At 44.2% G+C, this 22,781-nt stretch carries 20 protein-coding genes and 1 tRNA gene; 8 read left to right on the top strand and 13 right to left on the bottom strand.

The features are described 5' to 3' along the window. The first annotated feature begins 2 nt into the window (after positions 1 to 2). Positions 3 to 1,373: a RagB/SusD family nutrient uptake outer membrane protein gene (locus tag ACX0G9_RS23535; protein WP_459067420.1), complete on the top strand. Its 1,371-nt coding sequence runs from the start codon at positions 3 to 5 to the stop codon at positions 1,371 to 1,373. A gap of 57 nt (positions 1,374 to 1,430) precedes the next feature. Beyond that, positions 1,431 to 3,392 carry a TlpA family protein disulfide reductase gene (locus ACX0G9_RS23540; RefSeq protein WP_459067421.1) on the top strand — a complete coding sequence of 654 codons (1,962 nt, stop codon included), beginning with the start codon at positions 1,431 to 1,433 and terminating at the stop codon, positions 3,390 to 3,392. Positions 3,393 to 3,397: 5 nt separating this feature from the next. Here the strand turns inward: ACX0G9_RS23540 and ACX0G9_RS23545 are convergent, their stop codons facing one another. From ACX0G9_RS23545 to ACX0G9_RS23555, 3 genes are read right to left on the bottom strand one after another with little or no spacing between them, the layout of a single operon-like run. Beyond that, positions 3,398 to 3,907 (bottom strand): SRPBCC family protein, encoded by a 510-nt coding sequence (locus ACX0G9_RS23545; RefSeq protein ID WP_459067422.1) that lies wholly within the window; start codon positions 3,905 to 3,907, stop codon positions 3,398 to 3,400. Positions 3,908 to 3,957: 50 nt separating this feature from the next. After that, on the bottom strand, positions 3,958 to 4,479 hold the full coding sequence (locus tag ACX0G9_RS23550; RefSeq protein WP_459067423.1) for an SRPBCC family protein: 522 nt from the start codon (positions 4,477 to 4,479) through the stop codon (positions 3,958 to 3,960). Positions 4,480 to 4,490: 11 nt separating this feature from the next. After that, entirely contained in the window at positions 4,491 to 4,805 is a 315-nt protein-coding gene (locus ACX0G9_RS23555) for an ArsR/SmtB family transcription factor (RefSeq protein ID WP_459067424.1), read from the bottom strand. Between the two features lie 174 nt (positions 4,806 to 4,979). Here ACX0G9_RS23555 and ACX0G9_RS23560 point away from each other — a divergent pair, with 174 nt between their 5' ends. Together ACX0G9_RS23560 and msrA are read left to right on the top strand one after the other, a co-directional pair. Beyond that, positions 4,980 to 5,282, top strand: coding sequence for a DUF1330 domain-containing protein (locus tag ACX0G9_RS23560; protein WP_459067425.1), 303 nt, complete (start codon positions 4,980 to 4,982; stop codon positions 5,280 to 5,282). A gap of 366 nt (positions 5,283 to 5,648) precedes the next feature. Beyond that, positions 5,649 to 6,155, top strand: a complete 507-nt coding sequence (msrA, locus tag ACX0G9_RS23565; protein ID WP_459067426.1) for a peptide-methionine (S)-S-oxide reductase MsrA — start codon at positions 5,649 to 5,651, stop codon at positions 6,153 to 6,155. Between the two features lie 71 nt (positions 6,156 to 6,226). Here msrA and ACX0G9_RS23570 read toward each other — a convergent pair whose 3' ends face one another. The 3 genes from ACX0G9_RS23570 to ACX0G9_RS23580 form a co-directional block, all read right to left on the bottom strand. After that, on the bottom strand, positions 6,227 to 6,814 hold the full coding sequence (locus ACX0G9_RS23570; RefSeq protein ID WP_459067427.1) for an NAD(P)H-dependent oxidoreductase: 588 nt from the start codon (positions 6,812 to 6,814) through the stop codon (positions 6,227 to 6,229). Between the two features lie 83 nt (positions 6,815 to 6,897). Beyond that, positions 6,898 to 7,722 (bottom strand): helix-turn-helix domain-containing protein, encoded by an 825-nt coding sequence (locus ACX0G9_RS23575; protein ID WP_459067428.1) that lies wholly within the window; start codon positions 7,720 to 7,722, stop codon positions 6,898 to 6,900. A gap of 200 nt (positions 7,723 to 7,922) precedes the next feature. Continuing rightward, positions 7,923 to 8,435 (bottom strand): hypothetical protein, encoded by a 513-nt coding sequence (locus ACX0G9_RS23580; protein WP_459067429.1) that lies wholly within the window; start codon positions 8,433 to 8,435, stop codon positions 7,923 to 7,925. A 55-nt stretch (positions 8,436 to 8,490) separates the two neighbouring features. Here ACX0G9_RS23580 and ACX0G9_RS23585 point away from each other — a divergent pair, with 55 nt between their 5' ends. Together ACX0G9_RS23585 and ACX0G9_RS23590 are read left to right on the top strand one after the other, a co-directional pair. Continuing rightward, on the top strand, positions 8,491 to 8,706 hold the full coding sequence (locus tag ACX0G9_RS23585) for a hypothetical protein (protein WP_459067430.1): 216 nt from the start codon (positions 8,491 to 8,493) through the stop codon (positions 8,704 to 8,706). Positions 8,707 to 8,833: 127 nt separating this feature from the next. Then, the gene (locus tag ACX0G9_RS23590) at positions 8,834 to 11,206 is read left to right on the top strand and encodes an ABC transporter permease (protein ID WP_459067431.1); all 2,373 of its coding nucleotides are present in this window, start codon (positions 8,834 to 8,836) and stop codon (positions 11,204 to 11,206) included. Between the two features lie 118 nt (positions 11,207 to 11,324). On the opposite strand, the gene ACX0G9_RS23595 is transcribed toward ACX0G9_RS23590, so the two are convergent. From ACX0G9_RS23595 to ACX0G9_RS23625, 7 genes are all read right to left on the bottom strand, one after another. Further along, the gene (locus ACX0G9_RS23595) at positions 11,325 to 11,585 is read right to left on the bottom strand and encodes a hypothetical protein (protein ID WP_459067432.1); all 261 of its coding nucleotides are present in this window, start codon (positions 11,583 to 11,585) and stop codon (positions 11,325 to 11,327) included. A gap of 357 nt (positions 11,586 to 11,942) precedes the next feature. Next, positions 11,943 to 12,016, bottom strand: a tRNA-Arg gene (locus ACX0G9_RS23600). 81 nt (positions 12,017 to 12,097) lie between these two features. Further along, entirely contained in the window at positions 12,098 to 12,871 is a 774-nt protein-coding gene (locus ACX0G9_RS23605) for an SDR family NAD(P)-dependent oxidoreductase (RefSeq protein ID WP_459067433.1), read from the bottom strand. Between the two features lie 82 nt (positions 12,872 to 12,953). Further along, positions 12,954 to 13,769, bottom strand: coding sequence for a phytanoyl-CoA dioxygenase family protein (locus ACX0G9_RS23610; RefSeq protein ID WP_459067434.1), 816 nt, complete (start codon positions 13,767 to 13,769; stop codon positions 12,954 to 12,956). Positions 13,770 to 14,171: 402 nt separating this feature from the next. After that, the gene (locus ACX0G9_RS23615; protein WP_459067435.1) at positions 14,172 to 14,855 is read right to left on the bottom strand and encodes a phosphatase PAP2-related protein; all 684 of its coding nucleotides are present in this window, start codon (positions 14,853 to 14,855) and stop codon (positions 14,172 to 14,174) included. 155 nt (positions 14,856 to 15,010) lie between these two features. Further along, entirely contained in the window at positions 15,011 to 16,918 is a 1,908-nt protein-coding gene (gene nagB / locus ACX0G9_RS23620; protein ID WP_459067436.1) for a glucosamine-6-phosphate deaminase, read from the bottom strand. 247 nt (positions 16,919 to 17,165) lie between these two features. Beyond that, positions 17,166 to 17,711, bottom strand: a complete 546-nt coding sequence (locus tag ACX0G9_RS23625; protein ID WP_459067437.1) for an RNA polymerase sigma factor — start codon at positions 17,709 to 17,711, stop codon at positions 17,166 to 17,168. A gap of 349 nt (positions 17,712 to 18,060) precedes the next feature. On the opposite strand from ACX0G9_RS23625, the gene ACX0G9_RS23630 reads away from it, so the two are divergent. Continuing rightward, positions 18,061 to 19,215, top strand: a complete 1,155-nt coding sequence (locus tag ACX0G9_RS23630; protein ID WP_459067438.1) for a FecR family protein — start codon at positions 18,061 to 18,063, stop codon at positions 19,213 to 19,215. Between the two features lie 27 nt (positions 19,216 to 19,242). Next, the gene (locus ACX0G9_RS23635) at positions 19,243 to 22,779 is read left to right on the top strand and encodes a SusC/RagA family TonB-linked outer membrane protein (protein ID WP_459067439.1); all 3,537 of its coding nucleotides are present in this window, start codon (positions 19,243 to 19,245) and stop codon (positions 22,777 to 22,779) included. Positions 22,780 to 22,781 lie beyond the last annotated feature (2 nt).

Genomic DNA, 22,781 nt, shown 5'->3' on the forward strand with positions numbered 1-22,781 from the left:
ATATGAATAATAGTATAATAAAGTCATTTATAGGATTTGCAGTAATCATTACCTTTTTTTCCTGCAAAAAATACCTTGTCATAGATCAACCGGTTGATCAGTTGACCCGGACAACCGTATTTAACGATCCAAAAACGATCGCTGCCGCCGTAAACGGTTTGTATGGCCAGTCCTTTTCATCGTCTTTTTTCAACTATGCCACTGAGTTTTACCCCGGCATGTTTGCCGATGAATTTTATTTTAACTATCCATTTTATGATGTATTCAAGAACAATGCCTATACGGAGCAGTCTATGCTATTGCCCGCTTTATGGTCTAACGGATATTCGGTGATCTATCAATCTAATGACCTTATTGGTTCTTTGGCCGGGACTAAGGTCATTTCCGCAGATCTAAGAGCCAGTTATATAGGAGAAGCTAAATTCTTCCGGGGCTTTGCCCATTTTATGCTTTCCAATCTTTATGGAGATGTGCCGCTGATCCTTTCTATCGATGCCATCACTACTGCGCTGCAACCCCGTACTTCGAAAGATTCCGTGACACAGCAGGTAATCTCCGATCTGAAAGATGCGGAATCTGCACTTAATTCCTCTGCCAATCCTATCACCAAAGTGACATCAGCTGCCGCAACGGCAATGCTGGCACGCGTTTATTTATATAGAAAGGATTGGGGAAATGCGGAGGCCAGGGCCACTCAAGTCATTGGATCTCCTAAGTTCACCCTGGAACAGGATATCAGCAGGGTTTTTTTACGCACCAGTCCGGAGTCTATCTTTAAGATCAGCGAGGATGCCGCTTCGTCTTTTTATGTAGATTATACCCTGATAGGAGGATTTTATATCCCTTATGGACAGACTCCAAGTACGATAGTCGATTCAAACTTAGTAAATGCATTTGAACCCGGAGATCTCCGCAAACAGAACTGGATAAAGTCTTTCACCGGGACAGCGCCGTATTTTCCTTACAAATACAAACAGAATTATACGCCGCCTACTCCGGATCTGGCAGAAGATTATGTTATACTCCGGTTAGCAGAGCAATACCTGATCAGGGCAGAAGCCCGCGCCCGGCAGAACAATATTCAGGATGCGGTGGACGACCTGAATGTTATAAGAACCAGGGCAGGGCTGGGGCCTGTTCCCTATTCGATCAGCCAGGCCGATCTGTTGCTTGCCACAGAACAGGAGCGCAGAATCGAACTCTTCGCTGAATGGGGGCATCGCTGGTTCGATCTCGGACGAACCGGAAGAGCCGATGCGGTACTTGGAGCTAAAAAACCCGGTTGGAAACATACTTCCATCTTACTGCCTATTCCGGCCCAGGAACTACAAAATAATCCCTGGTTAGTTCAAAACGAAGGGTATGGTCAATAAGAACAATGGAATTAATCATTAGTACAACTATCTAAAAATATTTAAGCAATAATTTTTATGCACCTTAAATTTTTATTCCAATCATTGATTGGGCTGCTACTGCTTTGTCATTCGCTGACCGTCCATGCGCTTGAAGGAAAATTGACCTTGAGCCCACGCATGGCCCAGGCAGGCAAAACTATCCGGTTTTCTTATCTGCTTTCGGATAAAGACAGGCCGACCAAGGATCTTTCAGCTGCCTTATTCTATTATTCCCCTAATGAAATCAATACTAACCTGGTCCTGGATATTTCCCTGCAGGATCAGGGTGCGGGGTTATACAAAGGTGCTTTTGTGCTGCCCAAAGATGCTATTGCCTTTGCCTTGGTGTTCCGGTCCGGCGAATCCTTCGATAATAATCAGGGGAACGGATATATTTATCCCACCTATAGTGCCGGCCTTCCCGTAAAGGGGAGTAACGCAGGACTTGCCCTTTTTTATGCATATGGTACCTTACTGGGTTTAAAGGAACAATCCGACAAAGCCATCTCTTTGTTTCAACAGTCTAAAAACCAATATCCGGTGGAAACTTTGCCTTTCGAACATCATTATTACCGGCTGCTTGTTTTGAAAAATAAGGATGCTGCATTCCCGGTTCTGGAGCGTCGGGCAAAGGGACTGTTAAACAGGGCGACTCCATCCCTGACGGATTACCAGTTAGCGATGACTTTGTATCAGCTAAACAATGATTTTCATACTACCGATTCTATATTACTGGCAGGGAGTAAGAAATATCCGGGTTCCGATCTGGCGATCCGGCAATGGGACAAGGAATTCAATCAATATGATTCCATTCCAAATATGGTTCGGATCTTCACTGCCTTTCCCCAAAAATTTAATGTAGGCGATCTTTCAGGTAAACCCGCAGAAACCTATGCCTTCTGGTCTTCTTTTATTGCCTACCGCTTTCTTCTTCGAAAGGATTACACCAATGCTATTTATTATACGGAAGGGATCAATACACCCCGTCTATTGCCTTACCGAATCACTTTTTTGGATATGATCGCCGCTGCCATGCTGGACAGTCATTCGGTCGATACCCTGCTGACCGACAGCCTCGCGCTGGCAGCCCTGGAAAGTCTGAAAACTGGCAGGGATAACCCTGCCCTGCATAAATTCCGGAATGAATCTTCCGTGGACTTCCTCAAACGTTTTGAGGAAGGGACGGCAGCACCTGCCATGGATCTTTATGCACGGGTTTTGGCTTTTAAAGGGAACTATAAGGAAGCCCTGTTATACCAGGAAAAAGTAATGGCCATCCAGCGATGGAGCAACCCTGTATTTAATGAACATTATATAGAATACCTGGTGAAATGCGGGCAATTTAAAATCGCTCTGGAAAAATCGACGAAGATCTTTGCCACGGGAAATTCAAATCCCCGCATCCGCACTTACATGCAGCAGGCCTACCAACACGAAAATGGTTCGGACAGCGGGTTCATTCAATTGCTGTCAGCCGTGGAAGACCCCATCAAAAACCGCCTCCGTGACAGCCTTGCCCAACAACAGCTTGCTGTCGAATCCTTTCCCTTAACGCTTCCGGATATGCAGGGCAGGCAGATCTCCCTGGAATCTTTACGGGGTAAGGTTGTTATTATCGATTTCTGGTCTACCTGGTGCACGCCTTGCAAAGCTGCTTTTCCGACCCTGCAACGTGCGGTAGACCTGTATAAAAAGGATACCGGAGTCGTCTTTTTATTCGTGGATACCTGGGAAGTTGTACCTCAGGAAAACCGTTTGAAACTCATCAATAATCTTATGTCATCGAAGAATTATACCCTTCCTGTACTCCTTGATCAATGTAAGGATCTGGAGAGTCGTAGTTATCTCGTTTCATCCCTGTATGATATTAAAGGCCTGCCTACCAAACTGGTGATAAATACCCGGGGGCAGATTCAGTTTCGAAATATAGGTTTTGACGGTAATGAGGATAAGTTGATGAATGAAATTAATGAGATGATCAGGATGGCGAGGAATTGAGCTTGTCAGCCTGCCAATAAGGGTTGCTCCAGTTTCCATTTTTCAACCAATTCTGCGTTGAATTTATCGTTTTCTTTTGAGTTAGGTTCTCCTTTCCCGGTAGTGATAAGACTTTGTAAACTACTGCTTATATAATTGGCCCATGATGTTGTACAGATCTCATAACATTCATAGTGAGGAACCAAACCTTCATGCGTAAAACTGATCTCCGTTTGATTGTGTTTTGGTGTAATGGTAAAGACTAATTTGGTTCCCTTCCATTCGCTTTTGTCCTTTGTGAATTTGAAATAATTGTCTTGCACCAGCCAAATCGCTTTTCGACCCGGAACCAGTTCGATCAATTTCATTTTACAGAAATGAATGTCTTTATAATGATAGATAAATTCACCGTTAAGATTGTCCGTATCTCCTTCAATTTCTTCTGACCACCATCCGCGAATGTTGGTAATGGCTTTGAAGGCTTCTTCCGGGCTTTTGTCTATCAATAGGGTAATGTTAAAATCCGATGTTTTCATTTTTTTATATTTTAAACCATGATCAATTTTATATTTTCATCTGTGATCAATTAAACCAGGGGAGTATAGAATTCTTCCATCCGGGTATGTGCGGTCCAGAAGTTAGGTGGGGTATCTCCGTTCAGGGTGGCTATTAAAATATCCAGATGTGTATGCCATCCACCGGCCATGCTGATCCGCGTCTCCTTTTTGCCGGACAGCTTGCTGTGCGTCAGGATCAGTTGTACCGTATTTCCGGCTTCCTTTAATTCGATGGAAACTTCTGACTGATCCTGCCAGGTAAATGACAAGAAGGTAGGAGGGATTACCTTGAGTACTTTTCCCGTAAAACCACTTCCGGGTTCTATATCCTTGTATTTTTCAGGTGGTGAACCGGCTATCGGGCTGAGATCCTGGTGGAAAAAGTGCAAATCGACTTTACCTCCTTCAAACAGTTCCATTTCTCCTTTAGCTAACCATTTACCTCGTTTGTCCGATTCGGTGAGATAAGACCATACTTTTTCAATTGATCCGTTCAGGCTGCGTTCGAAACGGATTGTGTCCGGTGCGATAATCATTCCTTGTTTTTCCATTTGTGTTGTTTTTATTGATCTTCATTAATTAATTTCTCCAGGGTATCCAATTTGCCCTGCCAAAATACCCGGTATTGATCGGCCCATTGCGTTACTTCTTCCAGCGCATGTAAATGGGCGGTGCAATGCCTTTCCCTGCCTTGTTTGACTACATCTACCAAACCGCATTCTGACAGGATACGCATATGCTTTGAAATGGCAGGCTGGCTTATTTTGAAATTTTCCGCCACCGCATTTAATGTCAGCGTTTGCCCGGCAAGTAATCCTATAATGGCCCGCCTGGTGGGGTCGGCTATTGCCTGAAATACATCTCTGCGTGCTAACATACTTGAATATTTAGTGATACATAACCGAATGGTTAAGTAAATGTATATATAACCATTCGGTTTACAAAATAAATTTTTGAGAGTGAATTGGGGTTCCCCGGGTTCACTTGTTACAAATGAGGGAATTCGTGGTAGACAATTGACTAAATTGCCCTGGGATCTTAAATAAAAAAGATGATTTTCATTACCCAGCTAATTTACATTTTGGAAGGACAGGAAAATGTTTTCGATCAATTTGAAGCCATTGCTATTCCGGCAATTGCAAAATACAATGGGCGACTTTTATTTCGGGTGCGACCTGACGAAAATACATATATAGAAAGTAATATAGAGAACCCGTATGAGATCCACTTCGTGGAATTTCAAACGGACAATGATTTTGCCAGTTTTATGCAGGACGAAGAACGAAAACGATTCCTGCATTTGAAAGAACAATCTATTAAATCTATTTTTCTGGTAAAAGGTGAAAAACTATGAGTGTCATTTGGCTAGTAAAATAAAGCTACAACTGCCTTCTTGTCTTATTATTTAGCCTACCCTGCCTTATTTGTCAGCGTCTAAATTCAGTGAAACGGCCGTTAGCATTGACAATCAATGAGATTCAACTATGTTTTCCGGATAAGGTTTTACCCATAAAACCAGGAAGGTTTTTTGCTTCTATACTGCAGGTTTATTTGAATTTTTAAACAAAAAAGGAAAATAAAAATGTCAGAAACATGGAACAAAAAAAAGACAACAACTGTCAATGCGGAGAATGGACAGGATTTTAAAAAAGGATGATGTAATTTTTTCGGGGAATTTCCCCGTGAAGGGTGATATTTGTAAACCAATAAAAGACAATTTATGAAGATTGAAAAAGCAATTCTTGCCGCTGGCTGCTTTTGGGGCGTAGAGGAACTTATACGTAGTATGCCCGGTGTTATTTCTACAGTTGTAGGCTACACCGGTGGAGATGTCACCAATGCGACATACAGGAATCATGGAACGCATGCGGAAGCCATCGAGATTCGCTTCGATGCGGATAAACTACCATATCGTACGTTGTTGGAATATTTCTTCCAGCTCCATGATCCCACGACAAGGAACAGGCAGGGCAATGATATCGGGACATCATACCGTTCAGCCATTTTTTACCTTGATGAAGAACAAAAAGAAGTAGCTGTTGCCTTGATTGCCGAAATGACGGACTCACATATCTGGCCAGGACCGATTGTGACCGAGGTGGTGCCTGCCAGGGAATTCTGGGTGGCGGAAGAAGAACATCAGAATTATCTGCAGAAACATCCATACGGCTATACCTGTCATTATGTTCGGCCGGAATGGGCGCTAAAGACCGAATCACCTTCTTAAAGAGCAGGCCCTGCACGGATAGCCAACGGCGGTCCGGCAGGTGCCAGGAGTACTTTTTTAAAGGCCGCCCGCTATATGCAGGTAGCCTTTAAAAATTCAGTTTTAATTTTCATTGTCCACTCTTCAATACTTTCAGGGCTTGTTCTGTCTGCTTTGTCAAAAAAGAAATGCTGATTGATCTCAAGACCGCAGTAGGTAAAAATACCTTTGTCGGAAGTAAGTGAAAGTGCCTTGTCCATACCGATACTTTCATATTCAGCCTTTGATTTTCCATAGGTATTGATGATTACTGTTTGTTTGCCTGTTAGTAACCCTTTCTGAACACCCTGATCGTAGCGATAGGCAAAACCATAACTCATAACCCGGTCAATATACCCTTTCATCATAGCTGGCATTCCTGTCCACCAAATAGGGTATATAAAAGTGATTTGTTCTGCCCAATAAATAAATCCCTGCTCCTGTTTAACATCGGCAGCGACTTGTCCCATTCGTTGCCCTTTTATATCCTGTAAAGACAATATTGGGTCAAAATTGAGTTGATATAAATCCCTAACCACCATTTCCTGGTTTTTTGCTTGCAAGGTTTCCACGACAGTTTGTAATAAGTGATTGTTTAAACTACCTTCATGGGGGTGGGCATAAATAATTAAATGTTTCATCTTGTTCTACTTTTAGTTTGATTTACTGATGTAAAAGTAGAATGGGGCTGCGAGGTAAAATTGTAAGAAAACGAAATGAGTGTTTATTCGGATTTGGGGTTGCAGATATCCTGCTGAAATTTCAGGTATTGAGTAGGGGAAATGTTCATAAAATGCCTGAAGTCATGTATAAGTTGGCTTTGGTCGTAGTAGTTGCAATATTCAATAATGTCAAACCATTCCACTTTTTTGGCTTTAGCTATTTCTTCTTCAACGAATTTTATTGCTTTTAAAAATCTTTGGTAACGATTGATTTCTTTTGCACTGTAACCGAATTGCTCCTTTTGTTTCAGTTGGATATTTCTTTCGCTTTGATTCGTTTTTTCAGCTATGCTCTTAATTGGATTACGAGTTTCGTCTTTAAAATTGCTTAGCAAAGATGTTGTATTGTCCTGGTTTCGTAAGTAGGGCTTACAGAATTCGAGTATATGGCTTACTCGTTCATTTGTTGAATTTATATTTTTAAGTTGATGCCATAAATTTGTAAAACAATTTTCAGCCAATAGCACATCCGGATTGATGGGTAAATGCTCAGCAATAATTGCCGTTCCAAAAAAACGGTAAAATGCATCGTCTTTAAAGTTTGCTACTAGAATGCCCGTGTTTACAGGTAAAGTATATTCAAATGCCTGTTTGATAGGGCCCAAAACCAGGCATTTTTCTACTTCGATTTTGGTGTTTTGTTTTGTGGTAAGAGAAGCGTTATTGCCAAAACAAAATATCAGGATAGTCTGATAAGCAGGCAATAAAATTTTTGTCAAAGATTGCGTTGATTTGTTTTCGGCAATGTAAAAATGAGAAAACACGGTTTCGAATTCTGTTGGAACAGCGATTCTTAAACTGGTATAACCTTGTTCATTTTCTGTCATATTGCCTGCGGTTGATTGATTTTTGCCAGGCTCAGATTAGGGCTAAAATGCTAAATTATGAAACCTTTTTACAGCGGTATTTGGCATACTTCGGCTTTTGATATTTCAGATGGTAAGTTACAAAAATAGAGGCTATGATATATGAAGAAGGGGGGTAGGTTAATATATTTAAAATCAATGATTTGCGGTTCATGTCTACATTAATCCTGGTGTTTCATACGGGCTTCCAGGTTTCTTATCGTTCTTTGTTTGAAGAAATATTCATTAAAGAAATAGGTAGGTAAAAAACTAAATATCCAGATAATAGCGCCTGTTTCCATTGAGATGTGATGCATTCCCAGAAGAATGTCCGTTAGGAGGAATGCAGCGCCCATTAAGTTGAAATACGTGGTTTGCCGGGTTTTCAAGGCGTAGCCCTTTTTCCTGTAATCCCACATAATTAACCCTCCCAACCTAGGAATGCAAAGAAAGAAAAGGGCTATCTTTTCAAGCAGTAAAATATCCGTATGAATATCTCCAGTGATTATCCTTGACCTTCGGGTATGTTTTTTTTCAATTGCTATAACTTCTTCCTTAGGAATCTGTCGTTTTCTTAGTTCCTGGTAGGCAGCTCTAACGATTTTTTCAGTATATAATCGCTTATTATTCACCACCAACAGTAATTGCTCATTTGACAGGTTTTCACACTGGTTTTGAATATCCTCAATATTCATATGCGGAGTTTGGGGTTTTCTTTATTGTAGCGATAAATATATAGCGAAAATAGCAATGATCCTATATAAGTTTATTGGGGATTCCGCCAGTTTAGCTGATCCAAAAAGCATTAGGATAGCAATCAGATCTGTAAATGATGGCATTTCCGGTTGGAAAAAAGAAAGTGATTTTAATTTTTCTGAAAAAGCGAGGATTGAAAACAGGTTTGACGATGAAATTGTAAAAAAACTTGAGAAATATACTAACTCCCTTTCATTGAAAGAAAAATAAAGTTTTAGATAACCGGAAACGGCCAGCCGCTGTATCGAAAACGGACAGCGGAGGAGTTGCAGCATACCACAAAAAGTTGATTTTCACGTCACTATAAAACGGCATTGCGCTTGTTGAATTTTAAGATATGTTCAAGAATTATCTCAAAACAGCAATTCGCCAGTTTACGCGCAACCGGCTTTTCAGCAGCTTGAACATAATTGGTCTCGCCATTGGGCTTTGTGGCAGTATCTTTATTTTTCTGTGGTTACAGGATGAACAGAGTTTCGATCGCGACAACCCACAGTCGGAAGATATCTATCGGCTGGTCGTTACACTTGGCGGTATTCATGCCGCAACGACACCCATCAACATGGGACCGTATTTGCAGCGTAACCTGCCGCAGGTCAAACAATCCGTTCGGTTTTTAGTCTCGGACCCGGTAATGCTATCCTATGGCGAGAAGCGTTTTGTCGAAAAAAAGATCTGGTATGCCGACAGCAATTTTCAACAGCTGTTCAATTTGCCGTTGATCAAAGGAGATCCGGCGCATATCTTTGATGGCGAGAACGAGGTGTTGCTTACGGAAAGTACGGCCAAACGATACTTCGGCGACAAAGATCCGATGGGCCAACGGCTAAAGCTGCAGGCCCGGCAGGACTTACTGGTGACGGGTGTGTTGAAAGATCTGCCTAAGAACAGCCATATGCAATTCGATATGCTGCTGCCTATGTCCAATATAGGAGAAAGCCCCAAATGGGATAATTTTAGTATTTATACTTATCTGCGGCTCGATCATGCGGCGACGAGCAACCCCGGTGCATTGGCCAAACTGGATCAGACGCTCGACGCCATCTATAAAGAGAACGGGTCACCGATGTTGACCCCGGCATTTACGCTTCAGCATATCACGGATATCCATTTGGGCGAGCATTATCTGTTGGATGTCGCGGGCCAGGGCAGCCTGCAATATGTCCGCATCTTTTCGCTGGTCGCCATTTTTATCCTCTTGATTGCCTGTATCAATTTCATGAACCTGAGCACGGCCCTGAGCTCCCGGAGGGCCAAAGAGGTCGGTCTGCGCAAGACCGTGGGCGCTTCCCGGATGCAACTGATCGGGCAATTTCTTGGCGAGGCGGTATTCCTCGCATTGATCGCGTTGGGGCTGGGCGTAATATTGGTGTGGTTGCTGTTGCCGCTGTTCGACCAGCTCACAGGCAAATCCTTTACCATCGAGGTGCTGGGCGGCAGCCGTATCGTGGTGTTGTTGGGAATCGCCATTTTTGCCGGGCTTTTGTCGGGTAGTTATCCGGCGCTGGCCTTATCGGCTTTTCAGCCGGTAAAGGTGCTCAAAGGAATGAAGTTGTTTCAACATGGCCGCGCCTATTTTAGAAATGGCCTGGTGGTCCTGCAGTTCACGATCGCCATCGCGCTGATGGTGGGCACACTGGTGGTCAACCGCCAGTTACGGTTCATCCGGGACCGGGATATGGGTTTTGACAAGAGCAATCTGCTTTATGTGGATGTGCCGCATCTGGACGATAATAACGGGATGCGAAAAGAGGCCAGACAGATCGAGGTCTCGATGGCCAGCGCACCGGGAGTCGTGGCGCATAGTATTGTAGGCGATCTGCCGACCTATCTGACCTCGGGCGATGGCGGGGTCGACTGGCCAGGTAAAGGCCCGAAAGAACAAGCGATATTTTCCCTGATAGGCGCAGATGAAAATACCCTGAATGTGTTTGGGATGCATTTGCTGACGGGCCGGAATTTTTCAAAGGCATATGGCAGCGATGACAGTGCGATACTGATGAATGAAGCCGCCATTCGGGTCATGCATATGGATCTGTCTACGGCAGTGGGCAAGACGATCCGTTTCAACAACAGGAAGAGGACGATCATCGGAGTGGTGAAAGATTTTAGTTTTAAACCCATTCAGTTTACAGTCGAGCCTTTGTTGATGCCGTATAATTTCACCCGCGGGAATATGTACGTCGTTATAAAGACCGCGCCGGGAAACACAGACAAGACTATCGCGGCCTTGAAGAAGGCATACGAAACGACATATCCGCAATATCTTTTCAATTATGGTTTTGTAGACATGGACCTGGATGCCTTATATTCTTCGGAGCAGCGAATGGGGAAACTCTTCAATGTCTTTTCCGTCATGGCGATTTTTATCTCCTGTCTGGGGCTCTTTGGGCTTAGCGCCTATACCACGCAACGCCGCATCAAGGAGATCGGGGTGCGGAAGGTACTGGGGGCAAGTGTTCAGGGGATCGTAAGTCTGCTGGCGCGGGAATTTCTGATCCCCGTGGGTGTGGCTACGCTCATCGCCTTTCCGGTGGCCGGTTGGGCCATGGATAAATGGCTGCATGGGTTTGCCTATCGCATCGGTTTGGAATGGTGGTTCTTTGCCGTGGCGGGAACGCTGGCGTTGCTGGTGGCGCTTTGCACGGTGAGCTACGAGGCGATTCGGGCGGCCACTGCGAACCCGGTGAAATCGCTACATTCGGAATAGAGCATATTCAAAGTGGGAAGGGGTGTCACCTAACCCCTGCAGCCGTTCCTCATACCATTCCCAGGATATTGCTATTTCTTTTTGTGCCCGACTGGATATAATACTGGAATAGCTCAACCTACTTGCCATATCGCTTTTTTCGCAGTTTGTCGATTGAAGTTTTCAGCTGTTCAATCGTGAAGCCCTTGTCTGTACCAGTTTCTAAGGCTTCATGCCGATGGTCCAGTTCATCGACAAAAGCCTTATCCTTCCACCATTCATTGGATTCTTCTACTTCGTTTTCTAAAAGATTATAAATCCATGAAGTTTTTTTATCATTCGCTACGCAGATATAATCGTATAATTTATGTCTGATAGTGGCACTGTTGTTCGCGTTCATAATCAATTTGCTTAAGGTACAAAATTAGCTTTTCTCATTAAAAACAGAAATCAAATAAATGCATTGTAATCCGTTGGATATCATTCTTGTAAATTGATTTAAAAGGTTTCTGTCATGATTTTGGGCAAAAGAGTATTATCCTATTCGAAGTATTAATGGAAAAATCTCGTATGATCGGCTTCGTGACCCCGTCAGGATTACCTCCGGGCTTCGCCCTTCGGTGATCCTTTTCGCATTGGCCTTACCCAAAGCCCTGCGTCCCGACGAAGTCGGGACGGGTTTTTACATTTATCCGCATCGACGAACAAGTTCGCCATGCTCCTAAATGCAAAAACCCTCGCTATCGCGAGGGCTTTGTGACCCCGTCAGGATTCAAACCTGAAACCTACTGATCCGTAGTCAGTTACTCTATTCAGTTGAGCTACGGGGCCGTTAAGGGGCTGCAAATATAGAAAAAATTTTGAAACGGAAAAAAAGGAAAATGAGATTCTGAATTTTTCCGCATCTGATTGTTAATCATAGATCTTCATCGCCGTCCGCTCGACCAGGGTCTTGGGTAGGAGCCAGGCCATTGCCGCCCCCAATTTATTGACAAAACCCGTAATTACTTCGGCCCTGCCGGCGAGCATGGCCTTTACGGCTATGGAGGCTACGGCTGAAGGTGTCATATTCAATTTCCGGGCCGCTTTAAGACCTTTTTCGCCGATCTGGGCGCGGGAAGGGAAATCGGTATCCGTGGAACCCGGGCTGACACAGGTGACCGAAACGGGCCCTCCATGTAATTCCTGGTGCAGTCCCCGGCTGAATGCCAGCACGAAGGACTTTGTTGCCGCATACAGGCTAAGCTTGGGAACGGCCTGGTAAGCAGCTGAACTGGCAATATTCATGATATAGCCCTTGGGACCCTTGCTTAATTCCGGAAGGAACAGTCGCGTAAGGCTAACCAGGGTGGTCATATTCAATTGCATCATATTTAAATGGTCGCTTAAGGGATATTTTTCGAAAGGACCGCTTAAGCCGTAACCTGCATTGTTCACCAATACCCTGACGGAATATTGTTTGTCCTTACACCAATCGAATACCCGCTGCCCGGCATCGGCGGCAGACAGGTCCAGGGCCAGGAAATCGGCTTTTATTCGGTAACGGCTGGTGATCTCCCCGGTGACCTGCTGTAACAAATCCCCGGACCGGGCTACCAACAGTATATTAAACCCCCTGGCACCCAGCTCTTCCGCGATGGCTTTGCCAATCCCTTTACTGGCTCCCGTGATCAAGGCATAATCCATAGAATAAATATGATTGGTTTGACGGTAATGAAACAGGCCAACCTGGGTTGACCTGCTATATAGATTTATACTACCAGTAATATTAATTCTGCACTTTGGAAGCAAAACGATGGTAGAATGGAGTCTTGCTCTTATCATGTTTGGGCATATACTTCCCGGTAATAATAGGAATATACATTACCCGGCGACGGCTGGCCTCCCCATATAAAGGGGATTGCTGGGCACGGTGCCAGATACGACCATCATGCACGGTAAGATCTCCCGCCTTGACATCGAATCCGATCTCCCTGCGGTCAGGGTTGTTATCAATAAAGTATTTTTTGCCAAATAACAATTTGAGGATGTTCTGCTTGTGGGTACCCGGTAAAACCCTCAACCCTCCATTCTCGAATGGAGTGTCGTCAAGGTGAATGCCTACGTTCAGCATTGGCATGATCTTCTGACCCAGGAACAGATCCCTCGGGCTATCGGTATGCCATCCCATCTGGGTAAAATTGCTCTCCGGCATACGTACATAATGATTCAGGATCAATCCATCCTTTTCATTTTCACCAATACGGCCTTCAAAAGGATAGAGGAGGCCGATAAGCGCTTTTACGCGGGGATCCTGCAGGAACTCATGGAATACATCACTGTTCAAGGACAGGAAACACATCCGCTGGATCATTTTATTGCCATCTTCGTCTTTTCCGAACTTTAGCGGAATTCCATTCACCTTTTCACGGCCTTCATCCAACCACATCTTTTCAATCCGGTTAAGCTCCTGTATAAATAATTGAACAGTCTCCGATTTGAGAAAGTCCTTAAATATGATCACGCCATACTTATCGAAAAAATTAAATTGTTCTTCTGTCAGTTTATCTCCTAGGATGAAATCGGGGCATTCAAATTTTTTCATAATACTAGCTTTATTATAAGAAAGGGAAGGGGAGTCCTTTCCGCTTCAGAGCCTTTAAAATTATAAGATGAATTTAAATTTAACAAATTGTGAATTTTTCATTAATTGTCAAATGTAAGAAAATTAGATTTTTCCCTGTTCATTTGACAGATTATTATCGCTAAACTTAAATAAATATAACAATACCACTAAGCAAACGCTGCTTTAAAAAAGCACTTTTTATCCACTTTTCCCTAAAAATTTGTTTTAAAAGTGCTTTTTATCCCCATTTTCTCAAAGGGAACCGCAAAGATAAGGGATAACAGCTCATTTTGAACAGTTTTGACAGCTCGTGACAGATTAGTGACTGTTCCAAAAACCATTAATTATAGATTGATTATCAATCTTATGTGAACAAAATTTTTAAACCAGGGGGCTTTTATCTGCGATTGGGGATATTTTGTGAAAATGCCGGACTACAGTATGAAAGGCTATCCAACGGGCTAACCAGGCAAAGAATAAGGCCCCTAATACGTCCAGGGTATAATGAACATGCTGAACCATCAACAAAAACCCTACAGCTGCAGTAACGAAAAGAGCAAATTGTTTTTCCCTCCGTTCTGTTAGAAAAAGATAGATCAGGAAAACGCTGGAGGTATGTCCCGAAAAGAAAAGGTCCTTGGTTACAAAATTATTCTTCCCGTAAAAAAAATTACTGATTGGATCCTGCAGCCCTACCAACCCAACCGGGGGATTCAGGGGAACCAGGGTGATCATCAGCATCCGCAGCAACAGAAGAATGGCGTAGGCCCACAAAAACGCCAGGAAGGTAGCGGGATTCCGGATAAGCCTGTATAAGACCAGGAGAGAAAGCGCCCAGATAATGATAAAAATGACCAACGACACATTATAGGGTGGCAACCACCTCATAAAAGGATCGTTCAGGTTAAAACCATTTCTTTTCTCGATGAATTGAAAAAAATAAGGGAAGGCCGAAAGGATAAGAGCCACCAAAAACGCGCCTGTTATCATTTTTCTGCGAAAGCCTGCAGATTGCCAGGCTTCCTTCCATTCTTCCCTGATTGCGAGCAGTATTTTCTGTGGCATACGTAATCGAAAAAGGCAAATTTAAGCAGTTTATTTATAATTACTTAACTGGGTAGGGGTAAAGCCTTACAAAAAGATGCCCCGGAATAAATCCCGGGGCGGTATTTTTAAGTAAGCCTTTTATGTTTTAAAGGCATTTTTTAAAGCCATTACTTTTAATAATGCCATCTTACGAAGGCCTCCATAGCGGCGAATTTGGTCAGGCCCAATTGAGCATATAGTCCGGCTGTATTGCCATTCCTGTCCTCGGCTCTTTGCCAGAATTCACGACTATCGCTACCCTGGAAGGGTACCATATCCTTTTGAGATTGGTGAATGAAAATGCCGAATCTTTTTTTCATGACCTGGTCAGGGCTCATCGGTATGGCCATTTCAATTTCGCTGATATCCCATTCCTGCCAGGCTCCTTTGTACAACCATACCCAACAATCCTTGATCCAGGGCTCACCCGCTGCTTTTAACCGGCGCATCGATTCAAATATAACGTCCAGGCAGACCTTATGGGTTCCATGAGGGTCTGCCAGATCCCCTGCGGCAAAGATCTGATGGGGCTTGAGCTTGCGGAGCAAGTCCATCGTAAGTTGTACATCTTCTTCTCCCATGGGCTTTTTTTCGATCGTACCGGTCTCGTAGAAAGGAAGATTCATAAAATGAATATTCGTATCCGGGATGCCTACATAGTGGCAGGTTGCTTTTGCCTCGCACCGGCGGATCAGTCCTTTAATGCTGCGGATCTCGGCTGTATCTATCTGGCTGTTTTTCTTGGTCTGCAGGAACTGGGTGGCATTTTGCAGGATCTGGGAAGATTTCTGGCTGTCAATACCGGCCAGAACTTCAAATCCAACCGCAAAATCCAGGAAACGGGTGACGAATTCGTCCGTTACTGCAATGTTACCGGAAGTCTGATAGGCAACATGCACATCATGACCCTGGTCGTGAAGCCGCATGAACGTTCCCCCCATGGAAATGATATCGTCATCCGGATGGGGTGAAAAGATCAAGCTGCGTTTAGGGTAGGGCTCAGAACGTTCAGGGTGGGCAGGAATATGAACATTGGGTTTACCGCCGGGCCAGCCGGTGATGCTATCCCGTAGTAAATAGAACACCTGCAGATTGATCTCATAGACATCTCCCTTTTCTACGAGCAGGTCACTTAGCCCGTTATCATTATAATCACTGCTGGTCAGGCTTAAAATTGGTTTTCCCAGTTTAAGGGCCATATTAACCACAGCCTTCCGGATGATCTGTGGGGTCCATTCACAATCGCCCGTCAGCCAGGGGTACTTGAACCTGGTCAGTTCAGATGCGGCAACAGCATCTGTTACGAAGGTTACATCATTATGCTGCTGAAGCAGGGAAGCAGGTATTTGTTCGGTTACATTTCCTTCTACTGCCTTCTGAATGACCGGGGCTTTGATCTGTCCCCAGGCCATAAGGATGATCCGTTTGGCCTTCATAATCGTACTGATGCCCATGGTGATGGCCAGACGGGGAACCTTGGAAATGTTCTGGAATTCTCCGGCATTGGCAATGCGCGTAGAGTTTTCCAGGGGAACCAGCCTGGTCTTGGAGAAAAGGCTCGATCCCGGTTCATTGAAACCTATATGTCCGTTATTTCCGATGCCGAGGATCTGCAGGTCAACTCCTCCGGCCTCCTCGATCATCTTCTCGTATCCGATGCAATGTTCCTTTATACTTTCTTTTTTCCATTCGCCATTCGGAATATGGCAGTTTTTCGGATCAATATCCACTTTGTCGAACAATTGTTCTTTCATGAATCGATTATAGCTCTGTAAGGCATCATTATCGATCGGATAATATTCATCCAGGTTAAAGGTGACCACATTCTTAAAGCTTAGCCCTTCTTCCCGGTGAAGCCGCACTAATTCAGCATAAAGCGATTTGGGAGAAGAGCCGGTTGCCAGACCCAATACCGCTTTTTCACCCTTCGCCTCTTTTTCACGGATCAGGGTCGCAATTTCTTTTCCAATAAATCGGGAACCTTCATTTAAAGTACTGAAAATTTTCAGGGGGATCTTTTCGAACGAGTCTACCATGCTCATAGTTCAGAATGTTTTTGATGTAGTGTAAAGAAGGTGTTTCAAAAAAGTTGAAACACTAAGAATTGACGCGAAATTAATCCCTATTTCCCATATGGAGCACATCGGGAGCAATCGTTTGCGTTTGCGTGATATCTCTTTGTTTCCGCTTTTAAAAGTGTTTATAAAGTGTTGCCGGGAGAAAAAAAGGCTGGAATCCCTTTGTACATGCGGAAGAAAACAAGGGTTTCCTTTCAGATAACTATCCTCTTCATAAAAAGAAAAGAAATAGCTCAAGGGAACCGGCCAGCATATTTTTTAAAGATTTAATGGCCTGATAAAGTAGGTTTCGGGCAACCTGGTAGTTAATATTCATGATCTCGCTGACTTCTTCGTAGCTGAGATTCTGATAATATTTCAGGTATATGATCTCCTTTTGCCGGTTGGACAACTTCCCCAGGGCTTTAAGCACCAGTTGTTTTCTGGCATCCGTTTCCTGTTGCTCGATAAGGAAGTGTTCATGACTCCATTCGAAATTCGCCTCTCCGTTATCCAGAAGGGGCATAAATTTGCCTTTTTTTCGAAAAACCTTTAACAGCTTGTATTTGAGGGATTTAAGAAGATATGCCTTGACTGAAAGTACAGGAACCTGGGATTTGGCCTGCCACAGCTCGATAAACAACTCCTGAATACTATCCTCCAGCAGCTCATTATCTTTGGTAAACTTGCAGCCAAAACGGAATAAGGTCTCGTAATGCTCCCTGAAAAGGGTAGCAAAAGCCTCCTTGTCTCCCTTGCGGAAAGATTCCCATAGCATTATGTCCTGGTTGGCAGTATTCAATGGCTTTTAATCGTAACTTAATCTTATAACTTAATCTTGTGACTTGATCTTTGACTTGATCTTTGACTTGATCTGGCGACTTAATCCTGGATGAAAGTCGTAAAATAAGCAATTAATAAACCCCGGAAAAAAAGATTTTTTTCGTAATAACAGAAAAATAAATGGAAAAATAGCAGAAACGAACTTTCCCAAACTACCTTTACGAAAGAAGCTATAATTCCTGTAACTGAACCCGGATATAAGGATTTTAGCAGGGCTGGATTTCAATTTAAAAAGTTTTCTGGTCCAAAATATATACGTAAATTCTGAATGACCTTTTTGTTTTATGTTTGAAAATTATCGAGAACCGGAAGACCTTTTGTCTGATGAATCTTTTCTCTCCTGGTATTATCATACCGGAGATGAACGCGATATGGAATGGGAACGCTGGATAAACGCCAATCCTGAAAGCAGGGATCTGGCGGATCGAGCCATCGAAATATTAAGAACTACCCGTTTCCCGGAAATTGAAATTCCAGCTGACCAGATCCGTAGAGCAGAAGCGTCACTTAAACAAAAGATAGAAGTTGCCCAGCCAAGAAAAAAAACAGAGATAAAAAATTCGTCCGCTTCTTCCAGAGAGCAAAGAAGTCCGTTACAGCCAATGATCACGGCAGAAACAAGAACAGCGCTTGAATCCAGGATCGCTCCGGAAGAAAGAGTAGCCTCTTTGCCCGGGAATGGGCAAAAAAGTTTTTTCCGTAATGTATACGCACGACAAGTCTGGATTGCAGCAGCCATTCTCCTTGTTCTGGTTACGGCAGGTATGTTTATAACGAAGTTCCTTATCCCCGGCAAGCCGGAATTGAGAACGGATTTCGGGCAAATAAAGGAACATCAGCTGCCCGACGGTACACTGGTCACGATGAATGCGAACAGTAATCTCAGATATTCATCTGTATGGAAGGATGGTGCGGACCGGGAAGTCTGGGTGAACGGGGAAGCGTACTTTCATGTACGGAAAACACCGATGATGAGCCGGTTCATTGTGCATACCTCCCGTTTCGATATAGTGGTGACCGGCACGCAATTCAATGTTGTCAACCGCCGTGAAAGGGTAAATGTGTTATTAAAAGAAGGGAGCGTTGTACTGCGTTCCCGGGATGGAAAGGAATTGAATCTGGAACCCGGTGATTATGCGGAGTACAATTCCAACAACCAACTGGAAAAAAAAGCGGTCAGGCATGAAACTGTGCTTGCCTGGAAAGAACAAAAACTGGTCTTTGACAAGACGCCTCTTAAAGAATTGGTTACCATTATCAATGACCAGTATGGTGTCCGGGTCAAACTGGCAGATATTCAGACCGGGGATAAAACGATCTCCGGGATCCTGCCAAACAATAACCTGGAGGTGTTGTTAAAATCTTTGGAAGCAACGGGGGATTTCGAAGTGCTCAGACCGGATGGCAATGGTGTCACGATCAGGGCACATGCACCCTAGCATTTATTTTTTACCAAACTCTGCAAAATGAGAAAATCAAGCTTCTTGCGCATTACGCTTGTATTTTTTCTTTGTATACCTTCTGCCTGCATTTTGCAGGCGCTTTCCCAGACCATTCCTCCTCCGGGGGCGGGGCCTGGCGGAAACAGCCGACCTGTAGACTCTCCTCCCCAACAAACCTTGTTTGATGTCCTGATCGAATTAAACCGGACGAGAGGAGTCTATTTTCTTTTTTCCCAACAAACGCTTGGCAAGATACTGGTCAATCCTCCTGCAAACACGGTCAATGGATCGGTGGAAAAGCTCCTGGGACAGATCCTGAAGAACACGGGTCTTAATTTTAAAAAAGTAGATGATAAGACTTTTGTAATCCTTTCCAGAAAAAACCAGGCCAGAAACAATTCATCCTATGATTCTACCGCTGCTATAAACCAGCAATCAGAGGATGACCCCGAGGCCGATGCGACCAACCAGAAAGATAATACGGTATCAGGTAAAGTCTCGGGTGCGAATGGAATAGCCCTTCAGGGCGTCAGCGTCACAATCGAAGGAACGGGAAAAGGAGTGTCCACGGATCTGAGCGGGGTATTCGAAATTCGTGCGGTCAGAGGGGATAGGCTTCTTTTCTCGTTTGTAGGATACAAGCCCCGTGAACTCCCGGCGGAAGAAGCAGGAAAAACAATTGTCTTAATGGAGCCTTCCAATGATCCCCTGACGGAGGTTATGGTTACCGCGCTGGGAATTAAGAAACAGGAAAGGTCCTTGGGTTATTCGGCCACAGGTATGGACGGTACCATTTTCACCCAATCCCGTGCCGTCAATTTCGGGAATGCCCTGACGGGGCAGATTGCCGGATTAAGCGTTGCCGAGAATGCTACCGGACCTTATGGAAGCAGCAGAATGCTTATCCGTGGGAATTCTTCTTTAAGCGGTAATAATCAGCCCTTATATGTAATCGATGGAGTACCTTATGATAATATGAATCAGGGATATTCCGGTCAATGGGGTGGGGTAGACCTGGGCGATGGTCTCTCCAATATCAATCCTGACGATATCGAATCCGTCCTCGTATTAAAAGGGGTGGCGGCTTCCGCACTTTACGGTTACCGGGGTGGGAACGGAGCCATCCTTATCACAACCAAATCCGGATCCAGAACCCATGGTATCTCGGTCCAGGTGAATAATAACCTTACGTTAAATACGATAACCGATGACAGAGATTATCAATATGAATATGGACAGGGCCAATCCGGCGTGAAACCTACGAATATCCAAACTGCTCTTGCCGCACCTTATTATAGCTGGGGCGCCAGACTGGACGGTTCTAATGCCGTGAACTTCCTGGGTAATAATTATCCGTACCTCGCAGCAAAAGACAATTTTAAAAATTTCTTCCGAACCGGAATAACCAACCAGAGCTCCATCGCGCTGACAGGCGCCAATAATAAGGGGCATTTCCGCCTGGGCATTTCCGATCTGCTTCTCCAGCCCAGCATTCCCAATTCAAGTATGCAGCAACAGGGATTGAATTTTAACTCTACTTTTTTTATCACCAATAAATTGCAGATGGATCTGACGGCGGATTATGTCTTTGAACGGGTGAAAAACCGCGCTTCTATTTCCGATGATCCCGGGAATGTAATTGCCGCTCCGCTGTACCTGGCTAATTCATTCGATATTCGCTGGATGAAGGACCGCCGCGTAAATCCGGACGGTACGGAACTAATGCCGGGAACAGCCGATCAATATTTCGAGAATCCCTATTATATTGCTTATGAGTATCAGAATACGACAAACAGGAACCGCCTTACTGGTGGATTGACCTTAAAATATCATCTCCTCGATTGGCTGTTTCTGCAAGGCCAGGTTACCCGGGACGGATATATATTCGATGTGGTCAATATCGTTCCATCCGGAGTGCCCTATACCCGGGCAGATGGAGTTCATGGAGGCAACCTTACGCAATATGAAGTAAATTACCATGAGCTGAACAGTAATTTTATGATCGGCGTAAATAAAAAATCCGTTTCGGGTTTCAGTTTTGAAGGGAACATCGGAGGAAACCAGCAGGACAATATAAACGATATAAACGGGATCGGGGCAGTGCCCAATTCCAACAACCGGCCTGCCGGTCCATTTTATATTCCCGGTTATTACAGCCCTAATAATATTGTAACCAAACCCTTTAGCACTTCTTATAAACATTACCGTGTAAACTCCCTGTATGGAAGCGCCGATTTTGGATATAAGAATTTTCTGTTCCTTACCCTTACCGCCCGCAATGATTGGTTCTCGACCCTTAACGTTCACACGGACCATTATTTATATCCTTCTATTTCCTCCAGCTTTATATTTTCCGATGCCTGGCGCCTGCCTTCCTGGATCAACCTGGGAAAACTACGGGCATCTTATGCAGTATCCTCCAATGGTACCGAACCTTATCAGAATCTGATTGCTTATGGCTTACAGGGATACGCAACCAGTGGGCAACCTGTAGGATATGTCGCTACCAATGGGCTGATACCTAATCCAGGCCTGCGGCCCGTGAGTATTTCGGAAAAAGAACTCGGGCTGGCCATGCAATTCTTTCATAACCGTGCAGGATTCGATCTCACTTTTTATTCGAAACAAACCACCAACGATATAGTAAAGGTAACGGTTAGCCCTACTGCCGGTTACTTCCAATACATAGAAAATGTAGGGAAAATACAGAACCGGGGCCTTGAACTTTTATTTACGGGTACTCCGGTAAAGACCCATAACCTCACCTGGAATATTTCGTTTAATCTTGCCGTGAACGACAACAAGGTTTTGGATGTCGGCGGCTCACCCAGTATCGTTATCGCTGGTGCCTATCCCCGTTGGGGCAATGAAGTGAATATCAGTAATGTGGTTGGATTGCCGTATGGGCAGATCATGGGGTTTGCCTATAAAAGGGACGGAAGAGGTAATATCATTTTCAGTGACGGGGTAACCAATCCTGCTCCTTCGGGTGAACCCGAGCATACGGGAGTAGTGCCAATGGGCTCCAGCGTCTACAGGGAAACCGGCGGCCTTAGTAACGAATTTCGCTATAAGGATCTTTCCCTGTCCTTCCTGCTCGACATCAAATACGGGGCAAAAATTTATTCCGGCACCAACCTGCTTCTTTATTATTATGGATTACAACGAACCACCCTTCAGGGCAGGGAAGGGGGCTATATAGGAAAAGGAGTTCGTGAGGACGGACATGCCAATACCACTGTAGTCCCTGCCCAACAATATTTTCAGGATATTTCCGCCGGGGGTAACGACCATATTGCAGAAGAATTCATTTATGATGCCAGCTTCATAAAATTAAGGGCCTTATCTCTTGTTTATTCCTTTCCCGGGACTGTATTAAAAAGAGGCTTCATAAAAGGAATAACCATTTCCCTCGTGGGGAGAAATCTGGCAGTACTTATGAAACATACACCAAATATTGATCCTGAATCCAGTATTAATAATACCAATGGCCAGGGGTTGGAACTAACGGGGTACCCTGCGGTCAGAAGCTGGGGGGTAAATCTGAACCTGAAATTTTAACC

The organism is Flavitalea flava, from assembly GCF_054461575.1.

Bases quoted from the DNA above. Each gene is read 5' to 3' on its own strand.
- ACX0G9_RS23590 (WP_459067431.1), top strand. From the start codon at position 8,834: ATGTTCAAGAATTATCTCAAAACAGCAATTCGCCAGTTTACGCGCAAC.
- ACX0G9_RS23615 (WP_459067435.1), bottom strand. From the start codon at position 14,855: ATGCCACAGAAAATACTGCTCGCAATCAGGGAAGAATGGAAGGAAGCC.
- ACX0G9_RS23630 (WP_459067438.1), top strand. From the start codon at position 18,061: ATGTTTGAAAATTATCGAGAACCGGAAGACCTTTTGTCTGATGAATCT.
- ACX0G9_RS23570 (WP_459067427.1), bottom strand. From the start codon at position 6,814: ATGAAACATTTAATTATTTATGCCCACCCCCATGAAGGTAGTTTAAAC.
- ACX0G9_RS23580 (WP_459067429.1), bottom strand. From the start codon at position 8,435: ATGAATATTGAGGATATTCAAAACCAGTGTGAAAACCTGTCAAATGAG.
- ACX0G9_RS23585 (WP_459067430.1), top strand. From the start codon at position 8,491: ATGATCCTATATAAGTTTATTGGGGATTCCGCCAGTTTAGCTGATCCA.
- ACX0G9_RS23550 (WP_459067423.1), bottom strand. From the start codon at position 4,479: ATGGAAAAACAAGGAATGATTATCGCACCGGACACAATCCGTTTCGAA.
- ACX0G9_RS23595 (WP_459067432.1), bottom strand. From the start codon at position 11,585: ATGAACGCGAACAACAGTGCCACTATCAGACATAAATTATACGATTAT.
- ACX0G9_RS23635 (WP_459067439.1), top strand. From the start codon at position 19,243: ATGAGAAAATCAAGCTTCTTGCGCATTACGCTTGTATTTTTTCTTTGT.
- ACX0G9_RS23625 (WP_459067437.1), bottom strand. From the start codon at position 17,711: ATGCTATGGGAATCTTTCCGCAAGGGAGACAAGGAGGCTTTTGCTACC.
- ACX0G9_RS23575 (WP_459067428.1), bottom strand. From the start codon at position 7,722: ATGACAGAAAATGAACAAGGTTATACCAGTTTAAGAATCGCTGTTCCA.
- ACX0G9_RS23560 (WP_459067425.1), top strand. From the start codon at position 4,980: ATGATTTTCATTACCCAGCTAATTTACATTTTGGAAGGACAGGAAAAT.
- ACX0G9_RS23545 (WP_459067422.1), bottom strand. From the start codon at position 3,907: ATGAAAACATCGGATTTTAACATTACCCTATTGATAGACAAAAGCCCG.
- ACX0G9_RS23555 (WP_459067424.1), bottom strand. From the start codon at position 4,805: ATGTTAGCACGCAGAGATGTATTTCAGGCAATAGCCGACCCCACCAGG.
- ACX0G9_RS23540 (WP_459067421.1), top strand. From the start codon at position 1,431: ATGCACCTTAAATTTTTATTCCAATCATTGATTGGGCTGCTACTGCTT.
- ACX0G9_RS23610 (WP_459067434.1), bottom strand. From the start codon at position 13,769: ATGAAAAAATTTGAATGCCCCGATTTCATCCTAGGAGATAAACTGACA.
- msrA (WP_459067426.1), top strand. From the start codon at position 5,649: ATGAAGATTGAAAAAGCAATTCTTGCCGCTGGCTGCTTTTGGGGCGTA.
- ACX0G9_RS23605 (WP_459067433.1), bottom strand. From the start codon at position 12,871: ATGGATTATGCCTTGATCACGGGAGCCAGTAAAGGGATTGGCAAAGCC.
- nagB (WP_459067436.1), bottom strand. From the start codon at position 16,918: ATGAGCATGGTAGACTCGTTCGAAAAGATCCCCCTGAAAATTTTCAGT.
- ACX0G9_RS23535 (WP_459067420.1), top strand. From the start codon at position 3: ATGAATAATAGTATAATAAAGTCATTTATAGGATTTGCAGTAATCATT.